At 52.7% G+C, this 24,969-nt stretch carries 18 protein-coding genes; 11 read left to right on the top strand and 7 right to left on the bottom strand.

From position 1 onward, the window contains the following. The first annotated feature begins 23 nt into the window (after positions 1-23). The 3 genes from CA13_RS11495 (at position 24) to CA13_RS11485 (ending at position 3,759) form a co-directional block, all read left to right on the top strand. On the top strand, positions 24-1,241 hold the full coding sequence (locus CA13_RS11495; protein ID WP_419194205.1) for a GTPase: 1,218 nt from the start codon (positions 24-26) through the stop codon (positions 1,239-1,241). Between the two features lie 139 nt (positions 1,242-1,380). Further along, positions 1,381-2,448 carry a methyl-accepting chemotaxis protein gene (locus CA13_RS11490; protein WP_146396611.1) on the top strand — a complete coding sequence of 356 codons (1,068 nt, stop codon included), beginning with the start codon at positions 1,381-1,383 and terminating at the stop codon, positions 2,446-2,448. Positions 2,449-2,583: 135 nt separating this feature from the next. Next, on the top strand, positions 2,584-3,759 hold the full coding sequence (locus tag CA13_RS11485) for a zinc ribbon domain-containing protein (RefSeq protein ID WP_146396608.1): 1,176 nt from the start codon (positions 2,584-2,586) through the stop codon (positions 3,757-3,759). A gap of 142 nt (positions 3,760-3,901) precedes the next feature. Here CA13_RS11485 and CA13_RS11480 read toward each other — a convergent pair whose 3' ends face one another. The 4 genes from CA13_RS11480 to CA13_RS11465 are packed head-to-tail and all read right to left on the bottom strand — an operon-like array spanning position 3,902 to position 7,649. Beyond that, positions 3,902-4,273 (bottom strand): type II secretion system protein, encoded by a 372-nt coding sequence (locus CA13_RS11480; RefSeq protein ID WP_146396605.1) that lies wholly within the window; start codon positions 4,271-4,273, stop codon positions 3,902-3,904. Next, the gene (locus CA13_RS11475) at positions 4,273-5,436 is read right to left on the bottom strand and encodes a type II secretion system F family protein (protein ID WP_146396602.1); all 1,164 of its coding nucleotides are present in this window, start codon (positions 5,434-5,436) and stop codon (positions 4,273-4,275) included. The genes CA13_RS11480 and CA13_RS11475 overlap by 1 nt, the downstream gene beginning before the upstream one ends. A 9-nt stretch (positions 5,437-5,445) precedes the next feature. Then, a complete protein-coding gene (locus CA13_RS11470; protein WP_146396599.1) occupies positions 5,446-7,212 on the bottom strand; it encodes a GspE/PulE family protein in 1,767 nt (588 codons plus the stop codon). A 32-nt stretch (positions 7,213-7,244) separates the two neighbouring features. Beyond that, entirely contained in the window at positions 7,245-7,649 is a 405-nt protein-coding gene (locus CA13_RS11465) for a response regulator (protein WP_146396596.1), read from the bottom strand. A 365-nt stretch (positions 7,650-8,014) separates the two neighbouring features. On the opposite strand from CA13_RS11465, the gene CA13_RS11460 reads away from it, so the two are divergent. Beyond that, on the top strand, positions 8,015-9,325 hold the full coding sequence (locus tag CA13_RS11460) for a GGDEF domain-containing protein (RefSeq protein ID WP_146396594.1): 1,311 nt from the start codon (positions 8,015-8,017) through the stop codon (positions 9,323-9,325). A gap of 108 nt (positions 9,326-9,433) precedes the next feature. On the opposite strand, the gene CA13_RS11455 is transcribed toward CA13_RS11460, so the two are convergent. Both CA13_RS11455 and CA13_RS11450 read right to left on the bottom strand, forming a co-directional pair. Further along, on the bottom strand, positions 9,434-10,786 hold the full coding sequence (locus CA13_RS11455) for a Gfo/Idh/MocA family protein (protein ID WP_146396591.1): 1,353 nt from the start codon (positions 10,784-10,786) through the stop codon (positions 9,434-9,436). A 66-nt stretch (positions 10,787-10,852) separates the two neighbouring features. Beyond that, the gene (locus CA13_RS11450) at positions 10,853-11,881 is read right to left on the bottom strand and encodes a DUF6807 family protein (protein ID WP_146396588.1); all 1,029 of its coding nucleotides are present in this window, start codon (positions 11,879-11,881) and stop codon (positions 10,853-10,855) included. 408 nt (positions 11,882-12,289) lie between these two features. Between CA13_RS11450 and CA13_RS11445 the strand changes: the two genes are divergently transcribed. The 7 genes from CA13_RS11445 (at position 12,290) to CA13_RS11415 (ending at position 21,801) form a co-directional block, all read left to right on the top strand. Further along, positions 12,290-12,931 (top strand): 3-keto-disaccharide hydrolase, encoded by a 642-nt coding sequence (locus CA13_RS11445; protein WP_146396585.1) that lies wholly within the window; start codon positions 12,290-12,292, stop codon positions 12,929-12,931. Between the two features lie 75 nt (positions 12,932-13,006). Continuing rightward, a complete protein-coding gene (locus CA13_RS11440; RefSeq protein WP_146396582.1) occupies positions 13,007-13,699 on the top strand; it encodes an orotidine 5'-phosphate decarboxylase / HUMPS family protein in 693 nt (230 codons plus the stop codon). Positions 13,700-13,709: 10 nt separating this feature from the next. Then, complete coding sequence (locus tag CA13_RS11435; RefSeq protein WP_146396578.1) at positions 13,710-14,738, top strand: zinc-binding dehydrogenase; 1,029 nt, start codon at positions 13,710-13,712, stop codon at positions 14,736-14,738. Between the two features lie 136 nt (positions 14,739-14,874). After that, a complete protein-coding gene (locus tag CA13_RS11430) occupies positions 14,875-15,759 on the top strand; it encodes a sugar phosphate isomerase/epimerase family protein (RefSeq protein WP_146396575.1) in 885 nt (294 codons plus the stop codon). A gap of 81 nt (positions 15,760-15,840) precedes the next feature. Next, a complete protein-coding gene (locus CA13_RS11425; protein WP_146396572.1) occupies positions 15,841-16,851 on the top strand; it encodes a DUF2961 domain-containing protein in 1,011 nt (336 codons plus the stop codon). Between the two features lie 586 nt (positions 16,852-17,437). After that, a complete protein-coding gene (locus CA13_RS11420; protein ID WP_419194204.1) occupies positions 17,438-19,375 on the top strand; it encodes a beta-propeller fold lactonase family protein in 1,938 nt (645 codons plus the stop codon). A gap of 68 nt (positions 19,376-19,443) precedes the next feature. Continuing rightward, complete coding sequence (locus CA13_RS11415; RefSeq protein ID WP_146396567.1) at positions 19,444-21,801, top strand: HzsA-related protein; 2,358 nt, start codon at positions 19,444-19,446, stop codon at positions 21,799-21,801. Between the two features lie 100 nt (positions 21,802-21,901). On the opposite strand, the gene CA13_RS11410 is transcribed toward CA13_RS11415, so the two are convergent. Continuing rightward, complete coding sequence (locus CA13_RS11410) at positions 21,902-24,787, bottom strand: HzsA-related protein (protein ID WP_146396564.1); 2,886 nt, start codon at positions 24,785-24,787, stop codon at positions 21,902-21,904. Between the last annotated feature and the right edge of the window lie 182 nt (positions 24,788-24,969).

The following is a 24,969-nucleotide window of genomic DNA, read 5'->3' as shown; positions in this document are numbered from 1 at the left end:
GAATTCGATAAGCAATCGAGTCAATGAAAATGGATTCGCATCATTCGCCGCTCCGCAACCGGACAACTCGTCATGCTACTGTCTGCTCACGTCTTACAGGCGTGGGACGATCCGCTGTTGCCGTGATTGGTGTTCGTGGCTCCACTGCGATCGATGTGGTGATCGAGTGTTTTACCGCCGCTGGCACTCGCCAAATAAAGAGCGGCGAAATCCGCTATGGTGTTTGGCATGGCGGCGAAGCGGACTCAGGTATGGCGGGAGAATCAGTCGTCGTGATCCCTCGGGACAGCGAGAACATCGAAGTGCATTGCCATGGCGGAACCGCCGCAATTGAGCGAATTGTCAACGATTTGCAGCATTTAAGCGTTGAAGTGATCGACAGTGGCTCATCCCAAATTCGGTGGCATTCGTCATCTGGCGAAAGTCTTCTACAACGCGAATCACGCGAAGTTTTATCTTGTTGCCAAACCGCGCGGACTGCCGCAGTGGCTTTGGACCAAGTTCGTGGTGCTCTGTTGGATTGGGCAAATCGATGGCGAGAGACGTTTGACTCAGCAATTTCGGTAGCCGACGCGGACCCGGTAGCCGATTTGGAGTGGTTTCAAGCGGAGGTCCATCAAATGATCGACCGAGCGACATTTACGATGAGGTTGAGCAAGCCATTTCGCATTGTCCTATCAGGACGACCGAATGTCGGGAAAAGCAGCTTGATCAATGCGATCGTTGGCTTCGACCGGAGTATCGCCGCGCCGATCCCAGGAACCACTCGCGACATCCTTCATGCCGACACCGTTATTGACGGCATCCCGGTTCGATTAAGCGACACAGCCGGGATACATGAAAGTGATGAGCCGATCGAGCAAAAGGGAATTGAACGAGCCATGACCGAGGCGGCGCGAGCCGATTTGATCCTTTCGATTCGGGACCCTCACAATAAACCGATCAAAAACACGACACCGAACGTCCCTCGCATCGAAATTTTCAACAAGGTAGATCTGTACGACGAAGCAACCCCCGCTCCTTCTCTGGGATCCAAGTCGATCCAAACCGTTGCCACCACGGGGGAGGGAATCGAGCAGTTGTTTACCCGAATCACGGAGGTTCTTTGTGAGTACTTTCCGCCCAAGGGTTCTCCGGCAATCTTGACTCAACGCCAGTTCGTTGAACTTAGCCAATTAGCTAACAAGACAAGAATTGAGGAAATCGTTGACTTATTGACTCGTATTGTCTGTGACGATTAGTCAAGGATTGTTGAGTCAAGCCATTGTTTTATTTTGTCAAATTCAGCATTGCCCCAAACTTTTGGTGCCATCCTTTAGAGGGATTAACTACCTCTGTGGGTAGATTTAGCACTACGATTGAACGAACGGGGCAAAATCAATGTTGCAAGACACATCGAGTAAATCATTGGCCGAAAAAGTGGCCTTTCACTTAGAATCGCCCGCCGCCGCATCAACAAAAAATGCGGAACAAGATTCGGAACACGATCATCTTCAAATGATGGCGATTCTTCGTGAAGAACATGACCATCTAAAGCAATGCTTGACCAATATCCAAACGGATGTTGTCACGTCGGTCGATGTGAGCGAGTCAAATTTGCGCCTGATTGCCGACAGCAAAACGAAATGCAATCTACTATCCGAAGAATCGCACAAACTCAATCGCGATTCGCAGTTGCTTTGCGAAACCATATCGGTATCACGTGAGAAGATCGAAGAAACGGATAGCCGGCTAGCGGGCATCGCTGACATGGTCCGATTGATCGAAGATATTTCGGATCAAACCAATTTGTTGGCCCTCAACGCGACTATCGAAGCGGCGCGTGCTGGCGATGCGGGTAAAGGATTCGCGGTAGTCGCTCACGAAGTGAAAGAGCTCTCACATGCCACTCGAAAAGCAGTTGGAGACATTCGGCAACGAACCGCTGAAGTGACTGAAAGCTCCCAGGTTGCGACCGAGCAGTTACTGAAGACCGAATCGCAGGCCAAGGAAATGGGGCAAACGGTTACCAACCACATCGAGATTCTGGAACAGGTCGACGAGCTTTCGAACGAAATTGCTCACAGCGCCGATGATGCCAATTCGCAGCTTTTTTTGACTCTTGCGAAATTGGATCATGTCATTTGGAAGGTTTGTACCTACCACAGCCTGCTCGAAGACCGTCGGATGTGTAACTATGTCGACTCATCCAATTGTCGACTCGGTAAGTGGCATAGCGAGGGAGAAGGGCATCATCGATTTTCGCACACGCCATCGTTCAAAACGCTCAATGCCCCTCACGCCGTTGTTCACGACTCCGTCTTGGACGTATTCGAATGTATCGATCAATCGGATGAAGCGTCGCGAGATTACGACAAGGTAAAAGTTGCACTGGAACGCATGGAATCGGCCAGTTACGAAGTGTTCGATGCCTTGGACAATATGATGCGAGAAAAGAAGGTCTCGTAGGCGTCGTCCGAAGTCTTGGGTATAAAGAGCGGACTGCGGTGCTTGCATGTCGGCACGCCAACGCGTGTAATGGGGGCGGTTCCTGCATCCGTTTTTGCGGATTGCCCATTGCCTTAAACACTTCGGGTCGCCTTGATGAACGCTTATCGCCAAGTATGCCCTTCTTGCAGAAGAGAACTTGAATTGCCTGCCGATTCGGTTGGGCGGCTCGCGAAATGCCCTGCATGCGAAACCACGTTTCGCGTCGGGGAATCATCGTCGGCATCGGGCCAATCCGACTTGGGCCAATCCGACTCGGGCCAATCCGACTCGGGCCAATCCGACAGTGCCTCGTCTGCCGAACTGTCACCGACAAACCCGTTCGCAAAGCCGGTCGAGGAAAATCCAATGGGCGGAACGAGTGGGCCTGCACAACCATCGGGCCAGCCGCGGTCTGCAGGTGACCCATCCGTTTCGAACCCTTATCAGCCGGCGACTGCATTACCGCATCCGGTAAAGACAGTCGGCGCAATTGAAATTGTCCAACGACCGATCGAGGATATCTTTTCGCCTTCTTGGTCGATTTTCAAAGAACGTTGGTCTCCGCTGATCCTCAGCACGTTGATTATCATCGTCGCGGTTGGCGTTCTTACACTCGTCCCATTTGTCTTGTTGGGGATCCTGGCCAATGGTGGGAACGAGGTGTTGGGTGCGGCTTTCGTTTTGATCTTTATGCCGATCGCATTATTGATCGGTGCTTACACAACCGTCGGATTAGCCCGCGTTGCGTTGGCAGTTGCACGGAACGAGCCCGAACCAATGTCACAACTCATGCCGCCAATGAACCTAGTCGTTCGGTTGATTGTCGGTGGTGCCGCGATGATCGGTGCAACCATGCTTCTCTTCGGAGTGTTCGCTGCATTGGCGGTAGCACTTGCCGCCATCACCAACAACGAGGGTATCGCGTTTGGGGTTGGAATCCTTGGTGTCGGGGTAATGGTGATTTTGTCCTTCCTTGCGCAATGGTTGCTTTGGCCATGGGTCTTTGTCGTGAGCGATGGCAAAGGGACCGCACTGGGGTCGATCAACGCCGCGGTTCAGATTTCGTTGAACAACAAATTGACTTCCGTGATCGTCGTGGTTATCTCCGTTGTCCTTTCCATGGTTGGTTCGTCGCTTTGTTATGTCGGCCAACTGGTCACGACGCCGTTTACACTGTTGATTTTTGCAGTTGGTTATCTCGTGTTAACGAATCAACCGGTCAGCGATCCTGCTGCCTACCAACCTCCTGCAAACCAACCACCAGCCTCGCCATCATCACATTTGGCTTAATAAAGTTGCCTTTGGAGCATTTCTTATTGCGAAGGCCGGGTGCCTTGATCAATTCTCAGACTGCTTCTAGCTCTGCAATCCAGTTGTGCGAGACAATTTTCGCGAGTGTCGTTGCTGATCTCGAGTGAATTCTCTGCGTCTGTTATGGATGATCTGCGCAAATCACTTGTCCACCGCGAAACGTGTAGCTTGTCCCCGTCACGGGGCACGTGGGGAGCGTTCCGCCCGTGTACTGCGGCGTGGCGATCTCGCGGAGGCTCGGCGTTGGCATCTCGCCCGTGTCGTCGATGTAGGTTTCGACGTAGTGCTGAAGCATTTCGCAAGTCAATTCGCAACTTCGCCTCTGAGAACCTTGGCCGGATTGCATTAAATGCTTAATCCCTATCATCGCAAAGATTGACGAGATGACGAGAACCAACATCACTTCCAATAGTGTCATCGCATGACGTTGCATTTGGTTACTCGTTTGTTGCCGGCTCTGTTGGCGGCAGAAGTGTTGATCATAGGGACGCATTATTCGAGTACCTCAAACATGTGGAACATCGGCGTGTAAATCGATAACACGATGCCACCGATCGCGACCGCTAATAAGATCGTAAGCGTCGGTTCGAGTAATCCAACGGATGCATCGATTCGAGTTTCTAATCGCTCACGCAAATGTTCGCAGGCGCCATGAAGTGACTTCGCGAAGTCGCCGGATTGTTCGCCAACGGCTACAAGTTGGCACAACGTATTGGAGAAGAATTGGTCGTGCTCACCGAGTTGTGTGCTCAACCGCTCTCCTCGATTCACGTTTTTGCGGATTTGATCCACTGCTGCACGAACTTCTCGGTTGCGAACGCAATCGACCGCAACTTGGACTGCATCAACCGGCGTGTATCCGCATTCGACCATGGACGACATTGCTTCAATGAACTGCAAAATCGCGACATCCCGAAGCCACGGCCCGATGATTGGCAATTTCAATAACAACGAATCTGCAAGTCGAGCAAGTCGCGGGCGTGATCGAATAAACGAGATGAGTATCACAGCTAGAATTCCGAGCGGGAACACGAGCCACCCGTTTCGGATCACTTGGCGACTGATCCCTGTAACCACTTGAGTTACGAACGGCAAATCGACGCCGCTGCTGCCGTAGACCTTTTCGAATTCTGGCACGACGACAACGCACATGAAAATCATCAAGCCTGCACCAGCGACGGAGATCAGCACCGGATAGCTGACCTTTTTAATGATTCGTTTCCTCAGTGCGACGCTTCGTTCGAGTTGTTCGCAGACACGACGAAGCGCTTTTTCGAGTGTTCCGCTCTTTTCACCGATGCGAATTTGCTGCACTTGCATAGGGGTAAATGTCCGCGGGTAATTTTTCATCGCATCACTGAGCAACCCACCCGCTTCGATCGTCATCCGAAGTCGTGTTAGAACAGGCCGATAGCGTGCCGCAGACCGATCCGCCGCGAGCGACCCGAGTGCCTTGGGAAGCGATAAACCGTTTTCCAGCAGCATCAGCAGGAGTCGCAGCAAATCCGCCAGCGGGACCGGTCGGATTTTCGCTGGGTCGCCTTCCGTCTTTTTGCCGAGTTCGATCGAGTGCAGCTTGCGCATCCACCCCATTAAACCGCTAGTCGGTTTTGACTGAGCAGAGGACGTCGGTGTATAGGAAAATGCATTCGCCATAATTTGCCCTTAAATCAGTACGCCAATATCGGTTTCGCGTTGCCCACCGGCAAACGACTCAGAACTAACCTTTGGTTCTGCGCGACGCCGGTCACCACTGGTTTTGAAGTAAACTTCTTCGAGCGATGTGTTACCGTTCAGCGCTTGTTCGAGTCCAGCTTTAGACAATTCGACCATGCCCGCGGCGACAGCCATGTCATGTAATTTTGAATGCGGCACTCCGGCTTCAATTGCCATCGTGATCTCCGACGTAATCGGCATGATCTCGAAAATGGGCAGTCGTCCAGAGAACCCTGTTCCCAAACATTTCTTGCAACCGTCGCCTCGGAAAAAGTCGACAGTACGAGAGACTTTGTGATCGGGGTCGAGGGCATCGAGCAAATTTTCGTTCGGGCGAACGGGGCGTTTGCAGTTTTCGCATATGCGTCGTAATAGACGTTGTGCGACGCTTCCCAACAACGATCCGGCAATCTTGAAATTATCGACACCAAGGTCCGCTAATCGCTGAACCGCACCGACCGCATCGTTGGTATGCAGCGTGCTAATGAGCAAGTGCCCCGTCAGTGCGGCTTGGATCGCGGTCATTGCCGTTTCACTATCACGGATTTCTCCGACCATGATCACGTCGGGGTCTTGTCGCATGATGTATTTCAGGGCGTTGGCGAATCCCATCCCAAATTCGTTGTCGCTTTGGACTTGGTTGATCCCAGGGATCCGATATTCCACCGGATCTTCGACAGTAACGATATTGCGGTCATCACCATTGAGGTGCTGCAGCACCGCATAGAGCGTCGTGCTTTTTCCGCTACCGGTTGGGCCTGTGACGACAAACATGCCGTGTGGCTTGGTAATCATTTGACGCAGCGTTGTGTTGTCACGATGCATCATGCCAAGATTGTCGAGCGAGTAGTTCTTGCCACCTTCGTCGAGTAATCTTAGTACCAATTTTTGTCCATCGACGGTGGGAATACCACTCACCCGAAAACCAACTCGTTTGCCATTTTCAAAAACATTCAAATGGCCGTCTTGCGGACGTCGGTTTTCGGTCGTGTCCATATCGGCCATAACCTTGATACGGCTGATCACCGAATCTTCAATATGATTAGGAATCGTCATCACTTGTTGCAATTCGCCATCGACTCGATATCGGACTCGCATTTCGGGCTTGAACGGTTCCAAGTGAACATCGCTCGCTCCTGCATTTGCGGCTCCTGAGAGGATCGCCTGAACCAGTCGAACCACGGGGGCGTCTTCTTGTTCGACCGTAATGATGGACGCCGCGTTGTCCTCGCCCGTGACTTGCAGTTCCCGGAGTTCGGCCAATTTCATGTCGACAATCGTTTGCCGTGCGACTGCGCGATCATCATAAACCCGGCTGATCAGATCTTCGATGTCTTCGGCCATCGCGACGGCGGGTTTGATTTGGTAACCCGTCATCAATTCCGCTTCGGCGATCGTTTCAATATCGTCAGGCGCGACCATGGCGAGAGTTAATGTGCGTCCCTCGACTCTGATTGCACCCGATTGACGGGAGAGTGCGAAGTCCTCGGGCAGTAGGCGAGCGATTTGTGCGTCAACGCTGGTGACGTCAATGTCGACGTACGGGACGGCGAATTGTTCCGCTAACGCACGGCCGAGCTGACCAATCGTGAGCATCTTTTGGCTGACGAGCCAATCGCCAAGCAGCACTTCGCGCGGTTTTGATTCAAACGCAGCGTCCAATTGGTCTGCGGACAGAACCTTTTGTTCAATGAGTACGTCGCCTAGTCGTCGCATGGGTATTTCCGTTTTCTCGATGTGGGGGATCGTTATCGCCGCGCGGAGGTGGCATGCCGATTGGAAACGATTTCCACAATCTTGTTTTCCAAAGTGACCGGATCAAACGGCGTGATCAGGTAATCTTGGGCGCCCGCGTAGAACGCTCGTTCGACTGTTTCTAAGCTCGGGTCGAGCGAAAGCACCATCGCGGGGAGCCTGTCACATTTGAATTCAGTTCTCAGTCGTGCCAGCCATTCCAAACCGTCGCCGTCGATAAGCAACGTGTCAACGATCAACAGGTCAGGCACTTCCGCACGAATTTTCGTGATCGCTTCGCTACCTGTTTCGACCACTTCGATCGTGTAGCCAAGCAGTTCAAGGCGAAACGATGCCAAGTCCGCAAGGACGCGTTCAGATTCGACAAGCAGAATGCGTACGTTCGATGAGTCGAACATCTTGAGAGTCCTTTGCAGTGAATTGGGGGCTATGGCGTGTACGATGGTGAGTCTAGGGAGAGTCCGCCAAAGTCTAGGTCACAACTAATCACCTTCCCAATAAAGGTCGGCGATATACCTGTTCTTCCAACCGCTACAACCGACATGACCTGAATCGGATTTGTGGTCGAAGTGACTTCACCCGTCGTCTTTCAAATTTCTTGCACCTTCCCCCCCGAGGAAGTAGTCCAGAGTTGTAGTACATCGAATGACCATTCGGTTCGTCACGGGGGGAAACGAAACCGACTGCTTTACGAGCGATTTGCGGGATCCGCAAATCACGCTTTTGCAGTGAACTTGTCTCCCAAATCTTTGACGCACCTCCATTGCTAAAGCTTTATCTTGCTTCGCTGCGCATCGCCATTGTCGTCATTTGTGTCGGCATTAGCATCGTGCTTTGCACGAAGATCCTCGGCTTTGTTCCCGATCGTTTGCATGGCGATAGTCGCTCGATCATTCAATTCGTCGTGTTCTTGGTCGTCGCGGGTGTCGGCGCCTACACGCTGCTTGTCGCTCGCTTGATGGGATCATTTAAGGTTTCACAAGTCGTTGCTGATCGAGTGCGAAAGTCGCTTGATGCATTTTCCGAAGGCCTCTTGTTGCTTGATGAACGCCAACGCATCGTGGTTGCCAATCGCGCACTGAGTGAAACGATTGGAGTGAAGCAAGGCAGGTTGGTCGGTTGCAAAGTTCAATCACTAAATTGGGCAAAGAGTCCGGCTTCCGCCACCAACGGTTATCCTTGGGTTCGCGCGGCCGTTGAGTTGCAACGGCAAAGTGAGGCATTGATTCGGTATAAGCATCCCGAAGGTGGCTATCGATTGCTTGCCGTTAATGCTTCGCCGATCGCGGCATCGGAGTCGACACCTGGCGGTGTTTTGGTCACGTTTCGCGATGTGACGGTCGCCGAGGAACACCATGCTGAATTAGAACAAATGGTCGTGATGTTGAAGAATAATCGCGAGGAGATGCGTAATCGAAATCGCCAGCTTCAGGTTTTAGCGACGCTCGATGCGCTAACGGAGTGCCGAAATCGTCGCGCTCTTTTCGAATTTTTCGAACTTGCTTGGACCGAGCGACATCAAAAGGCGGGCGAGATTGCTTGCTTGATGTTCGACAACGACCACTTTAAATCGGTCAACGATACCTACGGACACCAAGTGGGCGATATGGTTCTGCAACGTGTCGCAAATGTTCTGAAAGACTCGTTTACAGACTCCGCAATCGTTTGCCGCTATGGAGGCGAAGAATTCTGTGTGGTGATGACCAATGCTAACGCTGGGAAAGCTTTCGAGGCTGCAGAATTGGCAAGGCAACGGATCGAGGAATTGCGTTTTGAAAAGCCTGCCGATTTAACGGTGAGCGTCAGTATCGGTGTTTCGATGAGTGGCTATGGCGCAGAGGATCCGCAAGAGATGATTCACCAAGCCGACCGTTGTTTGTATGTCGCAAAAGAACAGGGGCGAAACCGTGTCATCATGTTCAGTGATGCGGTCGACAAAACGACTCAATCGCCCGACTGCGTCTGTTCGACAGAGACAAGACGAACCGAACGGATCAAAAAAAAGGAAACCGTTCGAGGAATCGTTGCGCTGCTTGATGTGATGGAAGAGAATGCATACTCATCCAAAATGTAGTCGTTCGTATTTTGTGGTCCGTGGCTGATCCGCAGTACGCGGCTTGGGCGATCTAATGATGGGCCAGAGTCTTGTTGTGCATGTGGTCGGAATGTAGCCGGTCGCTGATTACGAAAGGTACTGGGTTGGGAACTTCCACGGCGCGCGGTAAGTGGGACGTGCCAAGCGAACGGCTTCGTCGTCGTCAACGATTTTTTCCGTTGCTGAATCAAAGCGTACGGAGCGGCCTAGTTTGTAGGAAAGGTTGGCCAGAGTGAGGGCAAGATCTACCTTGTAATGATAATTCACGCCACAACTGGGCTCTTTGCGAGTTTTCACCGAATCGATCCATTCTCGCTCGTGACCAGGCGATGCCTCGATGCTTTGCGGTGGCGATGAATTGTCCTCGAGTAGCCCGCCTTCGGCCACAACCTCGTGCATACTGTAGTCATTGTAAAGCGTGCCATTGAGAGCATGGAAATAGGTGCCAATGCGTCTCGCCGGTTCGCCACGACCGAAATCGAAAGCGAAGCTGTTGCACGTGCTCATTGACCAGTGCATCGTAAGATTGGGATATTGCCAGATCACTTCCTGTGTGTCTGGTGCATCGCCATCACCGCCGACCATGTAGCGACCGCCGGAGCAGCTTGTCACCGTCGGCACACCCAACTCTAACGCCCAGATAGGCAGGTCAATAATGTGCGGCGCCATGCCGGGTGTCCAGCCACCGGAATAATCCCAAAACGAGCAATGGTTGTAACTATCGGCGGCGAGCAGTGAGTTGTATTCAATGGCAGGTGCCGGGCCTAACCAGCGTTGCCAGTCGAGATCGCTGGGGGCATCCTGCTGGGGAGCGTGACCGATCCCGTTGGGACCTTGATTCATGACGTTGAATGTACGTACCACGCCCACGGGGCCGAGCCTTCCCGAACGAATCCACTCCACGACTCGGCGATAGTTGCTGCTCGCGTGAATCTGGGTGCCAATTTGACTGATCCGGTTGTGTTGGTTAACGGCATTGCGAACCGCCAGCGTTTCGTCGGGATAGAGTGTCATTGGTTTTTGCAGATAGATATCTTTGCCAGCTTCGACGGCTTCGATTGCCATCAACGTGTGCCAGTGTGGCGGCGTGGCAATAATGACCGCATCGACATCCTCGCGCGAGAGCAACTCGCGATAGTCGGTATGACCTATGGCGGTCGCCTTGTGCTGCGCAACGAGCGGATCCATGCGCCGTCTCCATACGTCGCAGACGGCCGTTAGTTCGACATCCGGATATTGCAGGCACGCTCGAAGGTTGGCCTGGCCCATCCCGTTGGTGCCAATGATCCCCAAACTGATTCGCTCGCTGGGCGCGGGTTTCCCATCAAGCCCCAGAGCAGACGCGGGAACGAAGTACGGTGCCGCAATCGCGGTCGCAGCCCCTGCTGTCTGTAAGAATGTTCGGCGAGTGTGCGTTGCTGGTTTATCGTGGGTGTCCATCGTGTTCTCCGGAGTGTGATTAAGGTGTAGAAAATCGGAATTGGATCGTTCGATAAATGCTCGGAATTAGTTCGGGCCAGTAGAAAGATTCCATTCTCGCCAATGCTGGTCATATGCCTGCTCGTCAGTACTCCCATCGCGGCGGATCCATAGACGGTACTGAAGAACCAACGGCTTCCCCCTTTTCAGCTCAAATCGCTCTCCCGACAAAGGGAAGGTGGTTTGAAACCAGGGCAGTTCGGGGTACTCAACATAGTCGCCGGGATACTGAGGGTTGGTGGTTTTCTCGAACAGGGCTACTCCCACCGGACGAGACCCGCCGGCGCGAATGCCGATCGAATCGGACCAACTGCGAAGCGGATTTATCGTTGGCGAATCTGCATGGTGTAACAACTTAAGGTTTTGCACCGCAGATAAACGGATATTCAAGCCGCCGTACGACGTGGTATTGCGTCGTGCGATTGCTACTTCGTCGACCAGTGCGGTGAACGCGAATTTCAGATCGACAAAACGGCCGTGTTCACCGGCACGATGCGCGACGATCGTTGCCACTTCGCGGACGATCGGTGTCGTGTCCTCCCACTTCCACTCGTTTTCGGCCTTGATCTGCGCAACATCCTTGTCACTGGTCAATTGAATGTTGCCTGTAGGGCGAGCGAAAACGTGTTGCAACGCATGAAGGTCGCCCCGCTGATGGCCAAAATCAACTTCAGGCCACGCCCAATAGATTCCGCGATGATGCGGATGATCTCGCGACCAGTCCAAAGTTAGCTCTTCGCCGTCGGGGCCATACAGCGGATGAATATAGTTGCTGCGTGGCACAGCATACTTTCGATTGTTAGCATGAATGTCTTCAAGATAGCCTGCCGGTGGTTCAACGGTCTGGTAGTTGTACCGTAACACCGGGGCATCTCCTTCGGAGACCTCGATCTGTCCGCTGCCGGGGGCCTTAACCGCTCGCATCGGAGACTCCGCAGCGATCGTTAGGTTGGTGGTGAGGATCCAGACGGTCAGAAAGATCAAATTGGTGAGGGGCGAGTGCGATACGAAGGGCCGTAACCACTGGCGGAAGCAAATCATGGCGGGGATTTTCATTGGAATTCTAAGCAGGTGGGACTGACTGTAAACGAGTTTAGCAAGATGTCGGTAACGTTGCGTTCGGATCGGACAGTCGAAAGCAAAAAAATTGAAACCGATTTGGGATTGCGGCTATTTGTCCCATGGATCATTCCCCTTTCTGGACTTTGCACCGTCCCTGGACTTCGCACCGTGCTTGGATTTCGCACACCCATTCATGGAGGGGTACTTCGCGTTCTAGCACAGCGATTCATGCCGTATGATTTTTATACGCAAGTTCGAAAAGATGGGACTTGCGTGATACGAAGGTCGCTGAATTCGCTAGACTCTGAAGACATGCTGGGCAAATCCAAACCTCAGCGAATGCGACGACGACAGTTGCATCCCTCGTGTTTCCTACCAATTCGATTCCAAAGAGACTTTGACATGAAACGTATTTTCGTTAGTGCTTGCTTAATGGTCGCACTCCTATCCACCGCCTCAGCCAAAGATGGCTCGGTGTTCGTTGATCTATTCAACGGCACGAATCTTGACGGTTGGACTCAGCGAAACGGTACGGCGACTTACCAGGTCGAAGGTGATGTGATTGTTGGTAAAACCACCGAAGGAAGTCCAAACTCGTTCCTCTGCACGGACAAACTGTACGGAGATTTTGAGCTGAAGTTTGACGTCAAGGTCGACAGCCGGCTGAACTCGGGCGTTCAAATTCGTTCGCAAACGAAAGGCGGGACCCCCAGTGGTCGTGTGAATGGGCCCCAAGTTGAGATATCGATCGACAAGATGGCGGGTTACGTTTACGGTGAAGCCGCCGGTGGTTGGATGACGCCGGACGCCGATCGCAAGCCGCATGATAAATTCATCGACGGCGAGTGGAATTCGTATCGCGTGTTGGCAAAGGGCCCGAAGATTGAAACGTGGATCAATGGGACGCAAATTTCTGGTTTAACACACATGGAACGTTACCAGTCACACCCTAAGGGCTTCATCGGTTTGCAGGTTCATGGAATCGGTGCTGGCCAAGGTCCGTACGAAGTCCGTTGGCGAAATTTGAAGCTTCGCGAACTGTAACGCGGTACAACCCGCCTAGCGTTCGTTTGATTTTCATTGGCGATGAGTCTGTGCCGCAAACCACAAAAATCCATTATGCGACCTATCGTTCAAATTTCGCTCGACTTGACAAACATCGACGAAGCTCTCGAAACAGCGCATGTTGCGATGCGAGCGGGGGTTGATTGGCTCGAAGCCGGTACGCCACTCATTTTGGCTGAAGGTATGCATGGCGTGCGTGCGCTGCGGGCCGCGTTTCCTGAGACGCCGATCGTTGCCGACTTGAAGACGATGGATGGCGGCTATTTAGAAGCCGAGATGATGGCAAAGGCAGGCGCGACGCACGTGGTCGTGATGGCTCGTGCTCACGAAGAGACGATTCGTTGTGTGGTAAAAGCAGGGGCTGATTTCGGCTGCAAAGTGATGGGTGACAACATGGTTTGCGAAGACATGGTCGCCGGTGCGAAATGGCTCGAAGACCTCGGTTGTGATTTTGTGATTCACCACATCGGCTATGACGAGCGACGCGGCATCGCAGCCCGTGGTCACCGAATGCCCAGTCCGCTCGATCAACTACGTCAAATCGTTGATGCGGTGAAAATTCCCGTGCAGGCCGTGGGTGGTCTTTCATTGCAGCAAGCGATTGCATGTCCAAAATATGGTGCGCCGCTTGTCGTGCTAGGTGCCCCACTGACCATCGATGCGGATGCTTTCAAGACAGCTGATGGGGATTTGGAAGGCTCTCTGCGTATGATTTGCGACGCGGTTCACGCGCAAGACGTTTCCTAGGAACGAAAAAATGAAATCTGCTGCTGTTGTGAATTTTGCTGCCGAGCAGGGATCGGTCGAGATTCGTGAGGTCGAGAAACCATCGATCGGGCCAGGCGACGTGCTACTTGAAGTCGCTAACGTGGGCGTTTGCGGTAGCGATTTGCATCAATGGGCAGCCGATCATTCTTGGCCCGTCAATTATCCCGTTGTGCTCGGCCATGAATTCGGCGGGCACATTGTTGAAATTGGCTCAGCGGTGGATGGTTGGAAAGAAGGCGACCGCGTTGTCAGCGAAACTGCGGCGATCATTGACCAGCGGAATCCGATGTCACGTCGTGGACTCTATAACCTCGACCCGACTCGTAAAGGATTCGGGTACGGCGTCGACGGCGCGATGACAAAGTACGTTCGCGTCCCGTCACGGATTTTGCATACGGTTCCTGATGCCTTGCCGTTTGAACACGCTTGTTTGACCGAGCCATGTTGTGTCGCCTATAACGCCGTCGTCCGCAATGCTCGCATCGAGCCCGGTGATCGAGTGGCCGTATTGGGTCCGGGAACGATCGGGATTCTATGCGCCGCGATGGCTCGGCTTTGTGGCGCGGAAGTGGCTCTGGTTGGCTTGGAATCGGACCAGCGTCGCCTGAAAATTGCTAAACAGTATTACGGTTGCGAGGCAGTGATTGGCGACGCGAGTGATTGGGCACGGCATCGAGATGGATTGGGTTGTGATGGTGTTATCGACGCTGCCGGTGTGACTGCGACGCTGAAGGTTGCTATTGATATAGTGCGACCGGCCGGCTGGATCAGCAAGGTCGGGTGGGGGCCGCAACCGCTTGGCTTCAACCTCGACCCGCTTGTACAGAAGAACGTCACGCTGCAAGGCAGTTTTAGTCACAATTGGCCGATTTGGGAACGCGTGTTGGCGCTACTCGCAAGCGGCCAATTGGATGTCAAGCCAATCATCGGTGGCGTTTGGTCTATTGAACAGTGGCGTGAAGCGTTTGAGAAAATGCACAAAGGCGAAGTCGTCAAGTCAATACTAAAACCGGTTTGAGCTTTGAACGTGTCTGCAAGATCGCAACCTCACCGGCACAACGATTTGTAACGCAATCTGCCCAGTGACCACACAGCGATTCCTGCCAAGCTTCCTGCAAAGTAACGATTCCCACCAAGTAAAGTGAAATAAACCCATGCCTAAACTCGCTGCTTTTCCAAAAGCTTACATGCAAGCCCTCTGTAAAGATGGCACGATGAAACTTGCCGAGTGGTTTGAGCTTGCGGCGACATTGGATATCGATGGGTTGGAGTTTTACGCGGGCTTCCTCGAAATGGCGGATGAAGCGAATTGGCCGTTTTTTCGGACACAGGTCGAAAACCTCGGTATGACGATTCCGATGCTGTGCTGTTCGCCTGATTTCACGCACCCTGATGCAGCTTTTCGCGACAAAGAAATTGTAAAGCAAAAACGTTGGATCGAGATGACACACGCGCTCGGCGGTCGGTATTGTCGAGTACTCAGTGGGCAACGCCGACCTGAATTGACGATTGATCAGGGCGTCAAGTTGGCGGCCGACAGCATCTACGCTTGTTTGCCGTACGCGCAACAGTGCGGCGTGACGTTGATTCTGGAGAACCATTACAAGGACGACTTTTGGGAGTATCCAGAGTTCGCGCAGGCGATGGACGTATTCTGTGATCTAGTCGCCGCCATTGATCATCCGAATTTTGGCGTCAACTATGATCCGAGCAACGCGTTTCTTGCTGGTGACGATCCGATCGAGTTGCTTAAACGCGTGTCGCACCGTGTTGTCACCATGCACGCGAGCGATCGTTACCTGATCGAAGGAACGATTGAAGATCTCCGTGCCGAAGAAGGCGGATCGTTGGGCTACGCGAAACGGCTCCGCCACGGCGAAATTGGCAAGGGTTTGAACGACTACGATGCCATCTTCAGTGAACTGAAAAGGAACGGTTTCGACAATTGGATCAGTATCGAAGATGGCGTAGACGGAATCGACCAACTCCGCCGCAGCGTCGACTTTTTACGCAGAAAAATTGACCAGCACTGGACGTAGAGAAACGGCCGCATGATTGTGCTGTTCCCTTGGTTACGATTGCCATAGTGCGCTGCTGAGTTTTGAATCGAAAGAGACGTTATGAATTGGAATGCTTTGCATTGTTGTTTGGTTCCTGGTTTTCTAGTGGTCAGCGTCCTGATACCGAGGGAGATGGTACGAGCAGAAACGGCTTCACAGGTTGTCGACGTGGCCACGTTGAAGCCGTTTTGTGTTGTTGGCAAAGAACGCCGTGACCTCGATGGTTATAAGGAGGCGGAGCTCATGCGGCATTCTGGTAAAGGGTGCCTGACCCATATGTGGTTCGGCGGCGATTGGCCAGGCTATCATCAAACTCGCATCCGCGTTTATGTTGACGGCGAGCAAGAAGCATCGATCGACATGGAACTTGGACTTGGGCACGGATACGGTTTCGGGGACGATGCAGCACCATGGGGCGGCACAAAATTAGGAAAAACGGGAAATCCCAGCGGAATCTACAACACTTATAAAATTCCCTACGGAAGTGAAGTTCGGGTTACTGCTCAACGCTCCAAAGACTCGCCGGAAGCGTCGCCGTTTTGGTGGATTGTGCGTGGGACAGAAAACTTGCCCGTCACCGTAGCGGGGGTGCGGTTGCCCGATAACGCCCGGCTGAAACTTCACAAACTCGTTGGGCACATTGCCGAACCGCTCGAAGAGTTTTCGCTCTGTGACGTGAAAGGGGCTGGGGCACTGTATCAAGTCACGATGGTTGGTGATGGGCTTCGAGACACGGGGGACTGGAAAGACATTAGCTATTTGGAAGCGATCGTGCGGGCCTACGTAAACGGTGTACCGCAAGCGATGCAGTTGTCGTCGGGGTTAGAAGACTATTTTCTTGGCACCTATTACTTTAACCGGGGGCGATATGCCAACGACTTGGCCGGATTGACGCATCTGGATACCAAGACGAATACCTTTTCCGCGTACCGGTTTCATGACGTTGATCCGTTGTTCTTTCAAGACGGTTTTCGCTTGACGTGCCGCTGTGGCGAGGAGTTAGAGGGCAAGAAACTTCACGATCCACCGGACACCAGCTTCACCACTTACACATGGATCTACCAGTGGTGAAAATCCGAGGAAAAAGTGGTCTATGTCGAGACGAAACATTCCGAAACCGCACTAGGAACGATAGTCGACTGTGACTATGATATAATTCGCGATCGAGGCAATTGTCCGGTGGCCCCCGCCACGAATGGCTTGTGCTTAAGCCGTTGCGAAATTCGCAGAAGTTTGTGTGAGAGGTTTGATCCAAACCACTCTCTTCATTTTGTTCTGTAACATCGCTTAAGTGCACACCATCCCCCCCCATTTTATCCCAACCTGAGCCTGCGAGAATGCAGCAGATGCACTGGCTGATCGGGCAAGCACTTTCGCGTTGCATTTGTTGTGCGCGTTGCCACGATGATAGCGGCCCGCTCGCATTTGTTTGGTTCGCGTTCTTCACTCGTTTACGGGCGGGAACGATACGATGGTCGCCATCACACTCGATCAGCAGGATACTTGCTCAAGACCGCTCAACGCCTGCTCTCGCCGGCCCGCCCCGTAAGAGCAAATTTGCCCAATGCTGCAGCGGAGCCTTTGAGACGCATTGGCACCACGGGCCCGAATGAACTGAGAATTTACGACTTATAGGAACACTTCAATGAATCCTACGATGAACCGAAATCTTTTTGCGTTGGCATTTTTGAACGCGTTTGTCGTGTTTGGACTAACGGCCAGAGCTGCGGATTCAGTGGCGCTTCCAAGTTCGATTGTTCGGTCACCCATTTGCATTGCGGTATCAACGGATTCGGAGGTCGCCTATATCGCGGATCGCACTGCCCGTTGCTTGTCGGTGGTTGATTTACAGACGAATGTGCTGGTCGGCGAAATTCCACTTCGTGGAATGCCTCAAGGTCTCGTTCTATCAAGTGATGGCGGTTTGCTTTACGTGACCGAACGCAGTCCAGGAGTCGGGGCAGGAACGATCGCAGTCATTGACACAAAGTCGCGTGAAGTGACCTCGCGAATTCCCGTAGGTCATTGGCCCACGGACGTTGCGCTTTCCTATAACGATACGCGTTTGTATGTAGCCAACCAAGACAGCCACACGGTATCGGTGATTGACCTATCGAAGGGTACCGATGCGGCAATTTGTAGCGTCCCGGTGGTTCGTGAACCCTACTCGCTTGCCGTATCGCCTGATAATCGAACGGTCGTTGTTGCGAATCTGCTGCCATTCGGTGCAGGAACCGATGTCGGCTTTTCTGCGTCTGTCAGTCTGCTTCGCTGCACCGATGCAGATGCTATTCCCACAGCCACCCATCTCAAATTGCCTACGGGATCGTCATCGGTCAAAGGCGTCTGCGTCAGCCCCGATAACCAATGGGCCTATGTCGTTCACAATTTAGGACGTTTCAATTTGCCCGTCACCCAACTCGAGCGTGGCTGGGTCAATACAACCGCGTTAACCGTGATTGATCTCCCTCGCGGGCGGCTCGCTGCGACTGTGTTGCTCGATGAATTGATGCAAGGGGCTCCCGACCCAGACTCAATCGTATGCACGAACGACGGCCACACATTGTGGATCAGTCACAGTGGCGTTCACAAAATTTCGCGGTTGGATGTGGGGCAGCTGCATCAAATGTTGGCAGGCAATTTGTCACCCGAACTCGAATCGATTAAGGACGGTAGTCAGGCCAATATTTGGGTGAAAATCAAAAATGGCAATGCGCAGGTCGCTGATTTAGCAAACGATCTAACGGCACTCTACATTTCAAAAATCCTGACGAAATTCCCCAGCGGAGGGATTGGGCCACGCGGGATCGCCTTAACCAAGGACGATTCGAAGGTGATCGTTGCAAACTATTTTTCGGGTAGTGTCGCGGTGATCGATACCAATACGGGCGAATTACTGAGCACAATCATGTTGGGCGACGCAGTGGAACCCGATTTGGTGCGGCAAGGCGAGATTGCGTTTCATGACGCTAGACTCGCGTTTCAACAATGGCTTAGCTGCGCGAGTTGCCATCCGAATGACGGACGCACTGATGCGCTACGTTGGGATTTTATGAGAGATGGGATCGGCAATGCCAAGGACACACCTAGTTTGATCCTCGTACGTGAAACACCACCTCTGAACCGCCGGGCTACCCGAAAAACAGTTCGCGAGTGTGCAAGGACTGGCGTGATGGTGAGTCACCGGATTATGCCAACCAGCGCTGAGGTCGACGGGTTGACGGCGTATTTGAATTCATTGGAACCTGAGTCAAACCCAAATTTGACGGAGCAAGGAAAGCTAACTGACGCAGCAGAGCGGGGGAAAGCGATTTTTGAGGGCAAAGGGAGTTGTCTCTATTGTCATCCTGCGCCGTACTATACCGATAAGCAAATGCATAATGTGGGCACTCCTAGTCCACATGAACCCGATGGACAGTACGACACTCCCAGCTTGATTGAACTGCATCGTACGGCACCCTACTTGCATGACGGCAGAGCGGCAGAAATCAGAGACGTCTTCACCGTACATGACGAACAGGGCGACCATGGAAGTACGAAGGAGCTAAGCGAGTCGGAACTCGATGATTTGATTGAGTATTTACGGTCTCTTTAAATGTAAAGTTACCTGCCAAGACAAGGGAATCGCTCATGTATCGGTGTGCTACGGAACTGCGGCATGGAATGAGACTAATTTTGTTCGTTCTTGCCGCTGTTGTTGGTCTCTCTGCCAACGCGGAATACCAACCTGGTCCACTGCTCACGCAAATGCTCGATGGAAAATTCGCGGGATGTGAAGAGATTGTCTTTGCCACTCGCGTTTCTGGGCACGATCACTGGTACGTCAACTTTGGATACTACAGTTGCGATTATGGCGATGGGCCAAAGTTGAACTTCGGCACGTATCCCGATGGCGAGAGTTTACGCGGCTATGGCGATGGCGGGCGGTTGTGCAAATTGAACTTGCGTACCGGTGAGTTAACTCTCTTGATCGACGATCCAGTAGGCGGTGTGCGTGATCCGCAAATGCACTATGACGGTCAAAAGGTTCTTTTTTCTTATCGCAAGGGTCGCTCGGCAACGTACCACCTCTATGAAATCAATATCGACGGTACTGGCTTGGTTCAACTGACCGATGGCCCCGATGATGATATCGAGCCAACGTATTTGCCGAGTGGTGACATCATGTTTTGTTCCAGTCGGTGCAGGCGTTTTGTCAACTGCTGGTTCACTCGAGTCGCCACGTTGTACCGATGTGAGGGCGACGGATCCAACATTCGCATGGTCTCAAGCAATAACGATCATGACAACACCCCGTGGGTAATGCCTGATGGTCGGGTCTTGTACATGCGGTGGGAATATGTTGACCGCAGTCAAGTTCACTACCATCACCTTTGGGTTACCAATCCCGATGGTACTTCCCAAATGATTTACTATGGCAACCTGCATCCCGGCATTGCCATGTTGGATGCGAAACCGATTCCGGGAACCGACAAAGTCGTTGCCTCGTTCTCGCCGGGGCACGGAATCCCCGAGCATCTTGGCTATGTCACGATTGTTGATCCGAAAGCGGGACCCGATGTTGTCTCTGCTGTGCGTCAAATCAGCAAGCCAAAGGAATTGGTGCGAGACCCCTATGCCTTGAGCGAAGATTGTATCTTGGTTGCCAATCGTCGTGGAATATTCGTGATGAACGGCCAAGGCGAAAAAGAACGGATTTACGAATTACCTGAATCGCTGCGGCACATGGAATGCCACGAACCACGACCCATTCGATCGAGACCGCTTGAACCAAAGCTTGCGCCACAAGTTGATACGACTCAGACGCACGGTGAACTTGTTTTGACAGACGTTTACAATGGGCGAAACATGGAAGGTGTCAAACGGGGCGAGATTAAGAAGTTGTTGGTGTTGGAACAGTTGCCCGAGCCTGTCCATTTTTCGGGAGGCATGGAGCCGATATCGATGGGCGGAACTTTCACGCTAGCCCGCATTCTTGGTACCGTCCCGGTTGAACCCGACGGGTCGGCATTTATGAAGTTGCCGGCTTTGCGGTCGCTGATCCTTGTTGCACTCGATGATAAAGACATGTCGGTGAAGCGCATGCAGAGCTTCGTGACGCTGCAACCGGGCGAACGAACGAGTTGCGTTGGATGCCATGAACAGCGTTCACAAACCGCTTCCGTTTCGCTTGATTTGGCGGCTCTTGATCATCCACCGCACTCAATTACCCCCGAGTCGGACGTGCCGGATGTGTTCGATTATCCTCGCGACATTCAGCCGATTTTGAATCGACGGTGCATAAAATGTCACAACACAGACAGTCGGGAATCAGGAGTCGATTTGTCGGGAGACCGGACGCCTTTGTACACAAACAGCTACTTTACGATGTTCACTCGGAATTTGGTTGCCGATGGGCGCAATCAACCTCGCTCGAACTTGCCACCACGGTCGATCGGAAGTTCGGCGAGCCGTTTGATGCATTTTATCGACGGTAGTCACCACGATGTGCATTTAACCGAACGTGAACGCAAGATGATTCGGTTGTGGATTGATTCAAGTGCCGCATTCCCAGGCACCTACGCAGCACTGGGCAGCGGAATGTTTCCAGTCTCGTTGCCATACGGGCAGTTGGGGAAGAAATGTTCAACTTGTCACGGTTCAGCCGATGTCGAAGGGACTGCAAAGCCAAGACTTGGTGGTTGGATCGAGAAACACATATGCAATCTGGATCATCCCGAGAAGTCGTTTTTGCTTCGCGCGCCGCTCGCAAAGAGCGCCGGTGGATTTGGCAGTTGCGGCGAAGGCGTTTTTGCGAATACAAGCGACCCGGTATACATTGCAACGCTCGATGCGATCAAAGCATCTGCACAACGTCTCCAAGACGAAAAACGCTTCGACATGCCTGGTTTTCGTCCGAATAGGTTTTATGTCCGCGAAATGAAACGATTCGGGATTCTGCCCTCCGACTTCAGTGACACGGATCCAATCGACGCCTATGAAGTGGACCGTGCCTATTGGAGTTCGTTCTGGTGCAAGTGATTGTGTGTGGGGGAATGATTCGCGTCACGGATCATGGAGACTCGTCCGGCGTAGACGTTCCGTAATATAGAGAGGATGGTTGCGCTGTCAGTAATAGCGGTCATTCGTCAAGCGGTTGATACCACAGCGATTTCCAGTACTCACGGTCGAGTTGGTATACGTCAAACGGATCGGTTTTTGGGTTGAAGGATTTCGGCAGGATACCGTACTGTTTCATTTCTCGGAAATACTCGTCGCGAGGCCGAAAGTTCGGCATGTCGAAGCGTGTCACTTTGGTTTCCAAGAATTCTTTCCCTGCTGCGATGTGCGCCAGCAGACTCTGGTAATCGGCGTCCTGTGTATCAGTGAACACGACCTCACTGCAAAGTCCAAGACCACCTGCTTCTTTCGATAAGGCCCCGAGCAGGAATCGTGATTTCTCTGGCTCGGAAAGATTAAACATTCGATGCCGCGAAAACTTAAACCGTGGATCGCTGACCTCAAAATTCCAAAACGAGATCCCGATTTCGTCGGACATCGTTGTGGGGGTAGGTAAATCCAATTCACGTTGATGGCACTCAGTGCATCGCTGCGTAATCACTCGTGAGAAAGCCTCCCTGGTTGGCCAATCTTTGTCTTCGTTGAATTGCTTGTTCTGCTGGTATCCGCCGATCGAACCGTGCCCGAGTGCCGCATACGTTCCGGGGTAGCAGGCACCGGTTTCGATCCAATACCGGATCATCTTTTGTTCGTGTGGCGAGAGTTTGACATCGTAGTGTTGGCCGTCAAGTTTTTTCATCAGCGGGCTCGCAGTGGCTCCGATGGTGCGCGGCGCATAGTTGCTCTTGGGGAGATTTCTACCGTCGATAAATTGTTGGTGTATCGTCAAATTCACGTAACTATGTGAAAACATCGGACCACGGTCGCCCGTTAGTACGACGTCGCCCGCAGGCTCGGTTTGGTTGTGGCAACTACAGCAATGTTTATCAAGCAGCGGTTGAATATCGCGTGGGAAATCGAAGACTTCCGGAATATCGTCCATCGGTTTCGGCACACTCGCCGCCCGCTGCAGTGCCATTAGCCCACCAGGATCGATTGAGTATGATGCTGCGGTTCCCCGTTGTTCGTGGCAACCAACGCAACTTTGCACCTCGCCGGGCATCACGCTCAAGAAACTCTGCATTCGCTTGACCGAGTGGTCGTTTTTGTCGAGTGCAACAAAAAACAGTGAGCGGTTCGCTGGTAGTTCAAGGAAGGCAGAGCCATCGGATTCAACAGGCACCGTTCCCAGGATGCGCTCCATCGTGAAGCTTCCCCCGTACGTCAGCGGGTCCATGCCTCCGGTGAAGTTGATTGGCTTTGGGAGCGATTCAAGCACCAATAGTTTTTTGATTTCGCCGGGTTTTACATCGTCCATATTTCGTCCCAGTGAAACGTCTTGCAGAATCATTAAACCCGTCGTCTTAGCGGGATCGATGTGAGTAGCGATCACTTGCTCTCGCTGGCGGCGAATCACCGGTCGCGGTTCCTGAAGTCTCACGTCCTTGTCGAATGAATCTGGCAGCGCGAAGATGGAGGTGCTGTTGCCGTGACCGTTCATCGCCAGGATTTGCCTGCCTCTGGCGACAAGGAACAGGTCACTCGAAAGTGGCCATGGGTCGCGGAAGGTGGCGTCATCGGACAGGTTAACGAGTGCCCCTTGATCGTCGGGGCCGCGGTTGCTGTCGACGATAGCGACATGGCCGCTATGTTCACGGCTGCCATGTCCCGGCGAGTTGATGAAGACCAAGTTATCCGAGTTGGGAATGGGGCGGGCGTCAATGAACAGACCACCAGGGTGAAGGTTCCCGAAGTAAATCATTTGGTTTGTACCATCAGGATTCATGGTCCATAGATGATGGTAGTTCACTTGCGAGCGGTCGATGTATTCCCACCTCTGGTAGACGATTCGGCCATCGGGTAAGACCCAAGGAGTGTTGTCGTGTTCGATGTTCGCCGACAACTGCGTGATGTTCTTGCCATCGCCGTCGCAGCGGAATAGGATCGCTACTTGAGTCAGCCAGCAATTGACCCATCGTTTTCCTCGTCCCGATACAAAGATGATTCCGCCATCGGGCAAATAGCATGGTTCGATGTCATCGTATTCGCCATCGGTGAGCTGTGTGATGTTCTCGCCTCGCATATCACACTCATACAAATGGAACGTCCGGCTGTCGCCTTGCCGCCATGAAAACAAAATCTTCTTGGCGTCGTAGTGGACGACCGGATCGCGAACCGTACCCTTGGGATCGTCAATCAGCGTGACTAGTTCGCCGGTTTCGATGTTGAGTTTGCATAGCCGACCGCCTCGCCCATAGAGCATGTCGTTTTCGTCGTACGACCAATAGCCGATGTTCGCGTACCAATGCCCGTCCTTGCCATCTTCACGCGTAGCGAAAACAACTTCCTTTACGTCATGTTCAGCTAGTTGGGTTCTTGCCTCCACGACCGACATCACGGGACCCGCTTGGAGGAGGTGTTGTTTGGCCGCTACGAGAAGCAGTTCGGTAATTTGCGGGTTGCTAAAGGTGATCTCCCAAATCGAAACATGCTGATGCGCATTGCTAGCTTTCAAGCAGTCGATGCGGAAGAAGCGTCCTTTGCCACTTAGGTTCTTCAGTCGGTCGATTCCGCCACGTCCGTCTTGCTGGTGAAATAGCGTTGACCAGCTTTTTCCGTCCTCGGACGTTTGGATTTGAAAGTCCGACGAATAGGCGTGTTCCCAGTGGATGGCTAATTCATCGATTGCCACGGACTTGCCAAAGTCAAGCGTGAACGTTGTCCTGTCCGACGGTTTGCTAGCCCATCGCGTTTCGTGACTACCGTCTACTGCTTTGATCGCCTCGTAGTCGCGCGAGTACACCGACGAGGGGATCACCATCGAATCAGCGTAGCCGACTGAAAATAGACTAAAGAAGCTAACGAAAGCAAAACAGGCAATGTCCGCTGCAGATCTGATGCCACGCATGTGCGATCCCTATCAGTCGGTGGTGGGGGGGAGAACGGAGGCGGGAGGTAGAGTCATTTCGACTTGGGTTCGTTTGTCATTGTAGACGAAATTGGCTGGAATTGGTAATCGCCGTGAGTGTTTGGGGGCCTGTTTTTGCGGATCGTGGCCGTTGGGTTATGCCGTGTAGAATTGGGCAATGG

The organism is Novipirellula herctigrandis (assembly GCA_007859835.1).
In the GTDB taxonomy this organism is placed as follows: domain Bacteria; phylum Planctomycetota; class Planctomycetia; order Pirellulales; family Pirellulaceae; genus Novipirellula_A; species Novipirellula_A herctigrandis.
Note: the sequence above shows the minus strand (reverse complement) of the source record. Positions and strands in the feature narration are given on the sequence as shown.

Excerpts from the sequence above, each read along its gene's own strand:
- CA13_RS11495 (WP_419194205.1), top strand. The coding sequence starts at position 24 with ATGAAAATGGATTCGCATCATTCGCCGCTCCGCAACCGGACAACTCGT.
- CA13_RS11490 (WP_146396611.1), top strand. The coding sequence starts at position 1,381 with ATGTTGCAAGACACATCGAGTAAATCATTGGCCGAAAAAGTGGCCTTT.
- CA13_RS11485 (WP_146396608.1), top strand. The coding sequence starts at position 2,584 with ATGAACGCTTATCGCCAAGTATGCCCTTCTTGCAGAAGAGAACTTGAA.
- CA13_RS11480 (WP_146396605.1), bottom strand. The coding sequence starts at position 4,273 with ATGCGTCCCTATGATCAACACTTCTGCCGCCAACAGAGCCGGCAACAA.
- CA13_RS11475 (WP_146396602.1), bottom strand. The coding sequence starts at position 5,436 with ATGGCGAATGCATTTTCCTATACACCGACGTCCTCTGCTCAGTCAAAA.
- CA13_RS11470 (WP_146396599.1), bottom strand. The coding sequence starts at position 7,212 with ATGCGACGACTAGGCGACGTACTCATTGAACAAAAGGTTCTGTCCGCA.
- CA13_RS11465 (WP_146396596.1), bottom strand. The coding sequence starts at position 7,649 with ATGTTCGACTCATCGAACGTACGCATTCTGCTTGTCGAATCTGAACGC.
- CA13_RS11455 (WP_146396591.1), bottom strand. The coding sequence starts at position 10,786 with ATGGACACCCACGATAAACCAGCAACGCACACTCGCCGAACATTCTTA.
- CA13_RS11450 (WP_146396588.1), bottom strand. The coding sequence starts at position 11,881 with ATGAAAATCCCCGCCATGATTTGCTTCCGCCAGTGGTTACGGCCCTTC.
- CA13_RS11445 (WP_146396585.1), top strand. The coding sequence starts at position 12,290 with ATGAAACGTATTTTCGTTAGTGCTTGCTTAATGGTCGCACTCCTATCC.
- CA13_RS11440 (WP_146396582.1), top strand. The coding sequence starts at position 13,007 with ATGCGACCTATCGTTCAAATTTCGCTCGACTTGACAAACATCGACGAA.
- CA13_RS11435 (WP_146396578.1), top strand. The coding sequence starts at position 13,710 with ATGAAATCTGCTGCTGTTGTGAATTTTGCTGCCGAGCAGGGATCGGTC.
- CA13_RS11430 (WP_146396575.1), top strand. The coding sequence starts at position 14,875 with ATGCCTAAACTCGCTGCTTTTCCAAAAGCTTACATGCAAGCCCTCTGT.
- CA13_RS11425 (WP_146396572.1), top strand. The coding sequence starts at position 15,841 with ATGAATTGGAATGCTTTGCATTGTTGTTTGGTTCCTGGTTTTCTAGTG.
- CA13_RS11420 (WP_419194204.1), top strand. The coding sequence starts at position 17,438 with ATGAACCGAAATCTTTTTGCGTTGGCATTTTTGAACGCGTTTGTCGTG.
- CA13_RS11415 (WP_146396567.1), top strand. The coding sequence starts at position 19,444 with ATGAGACTAATTTTGTTCGTTCTTGCCGCTGTTGTTGGTCTCTCTGCC.
- CA13_RS11410 (WP_146396564.1), bottom strand. The coding sequence starts at position 24,787 with ATGCGTGGCATCAGATCTGCAGCGGACATTGCCTGTTTTGCTTTCGTT.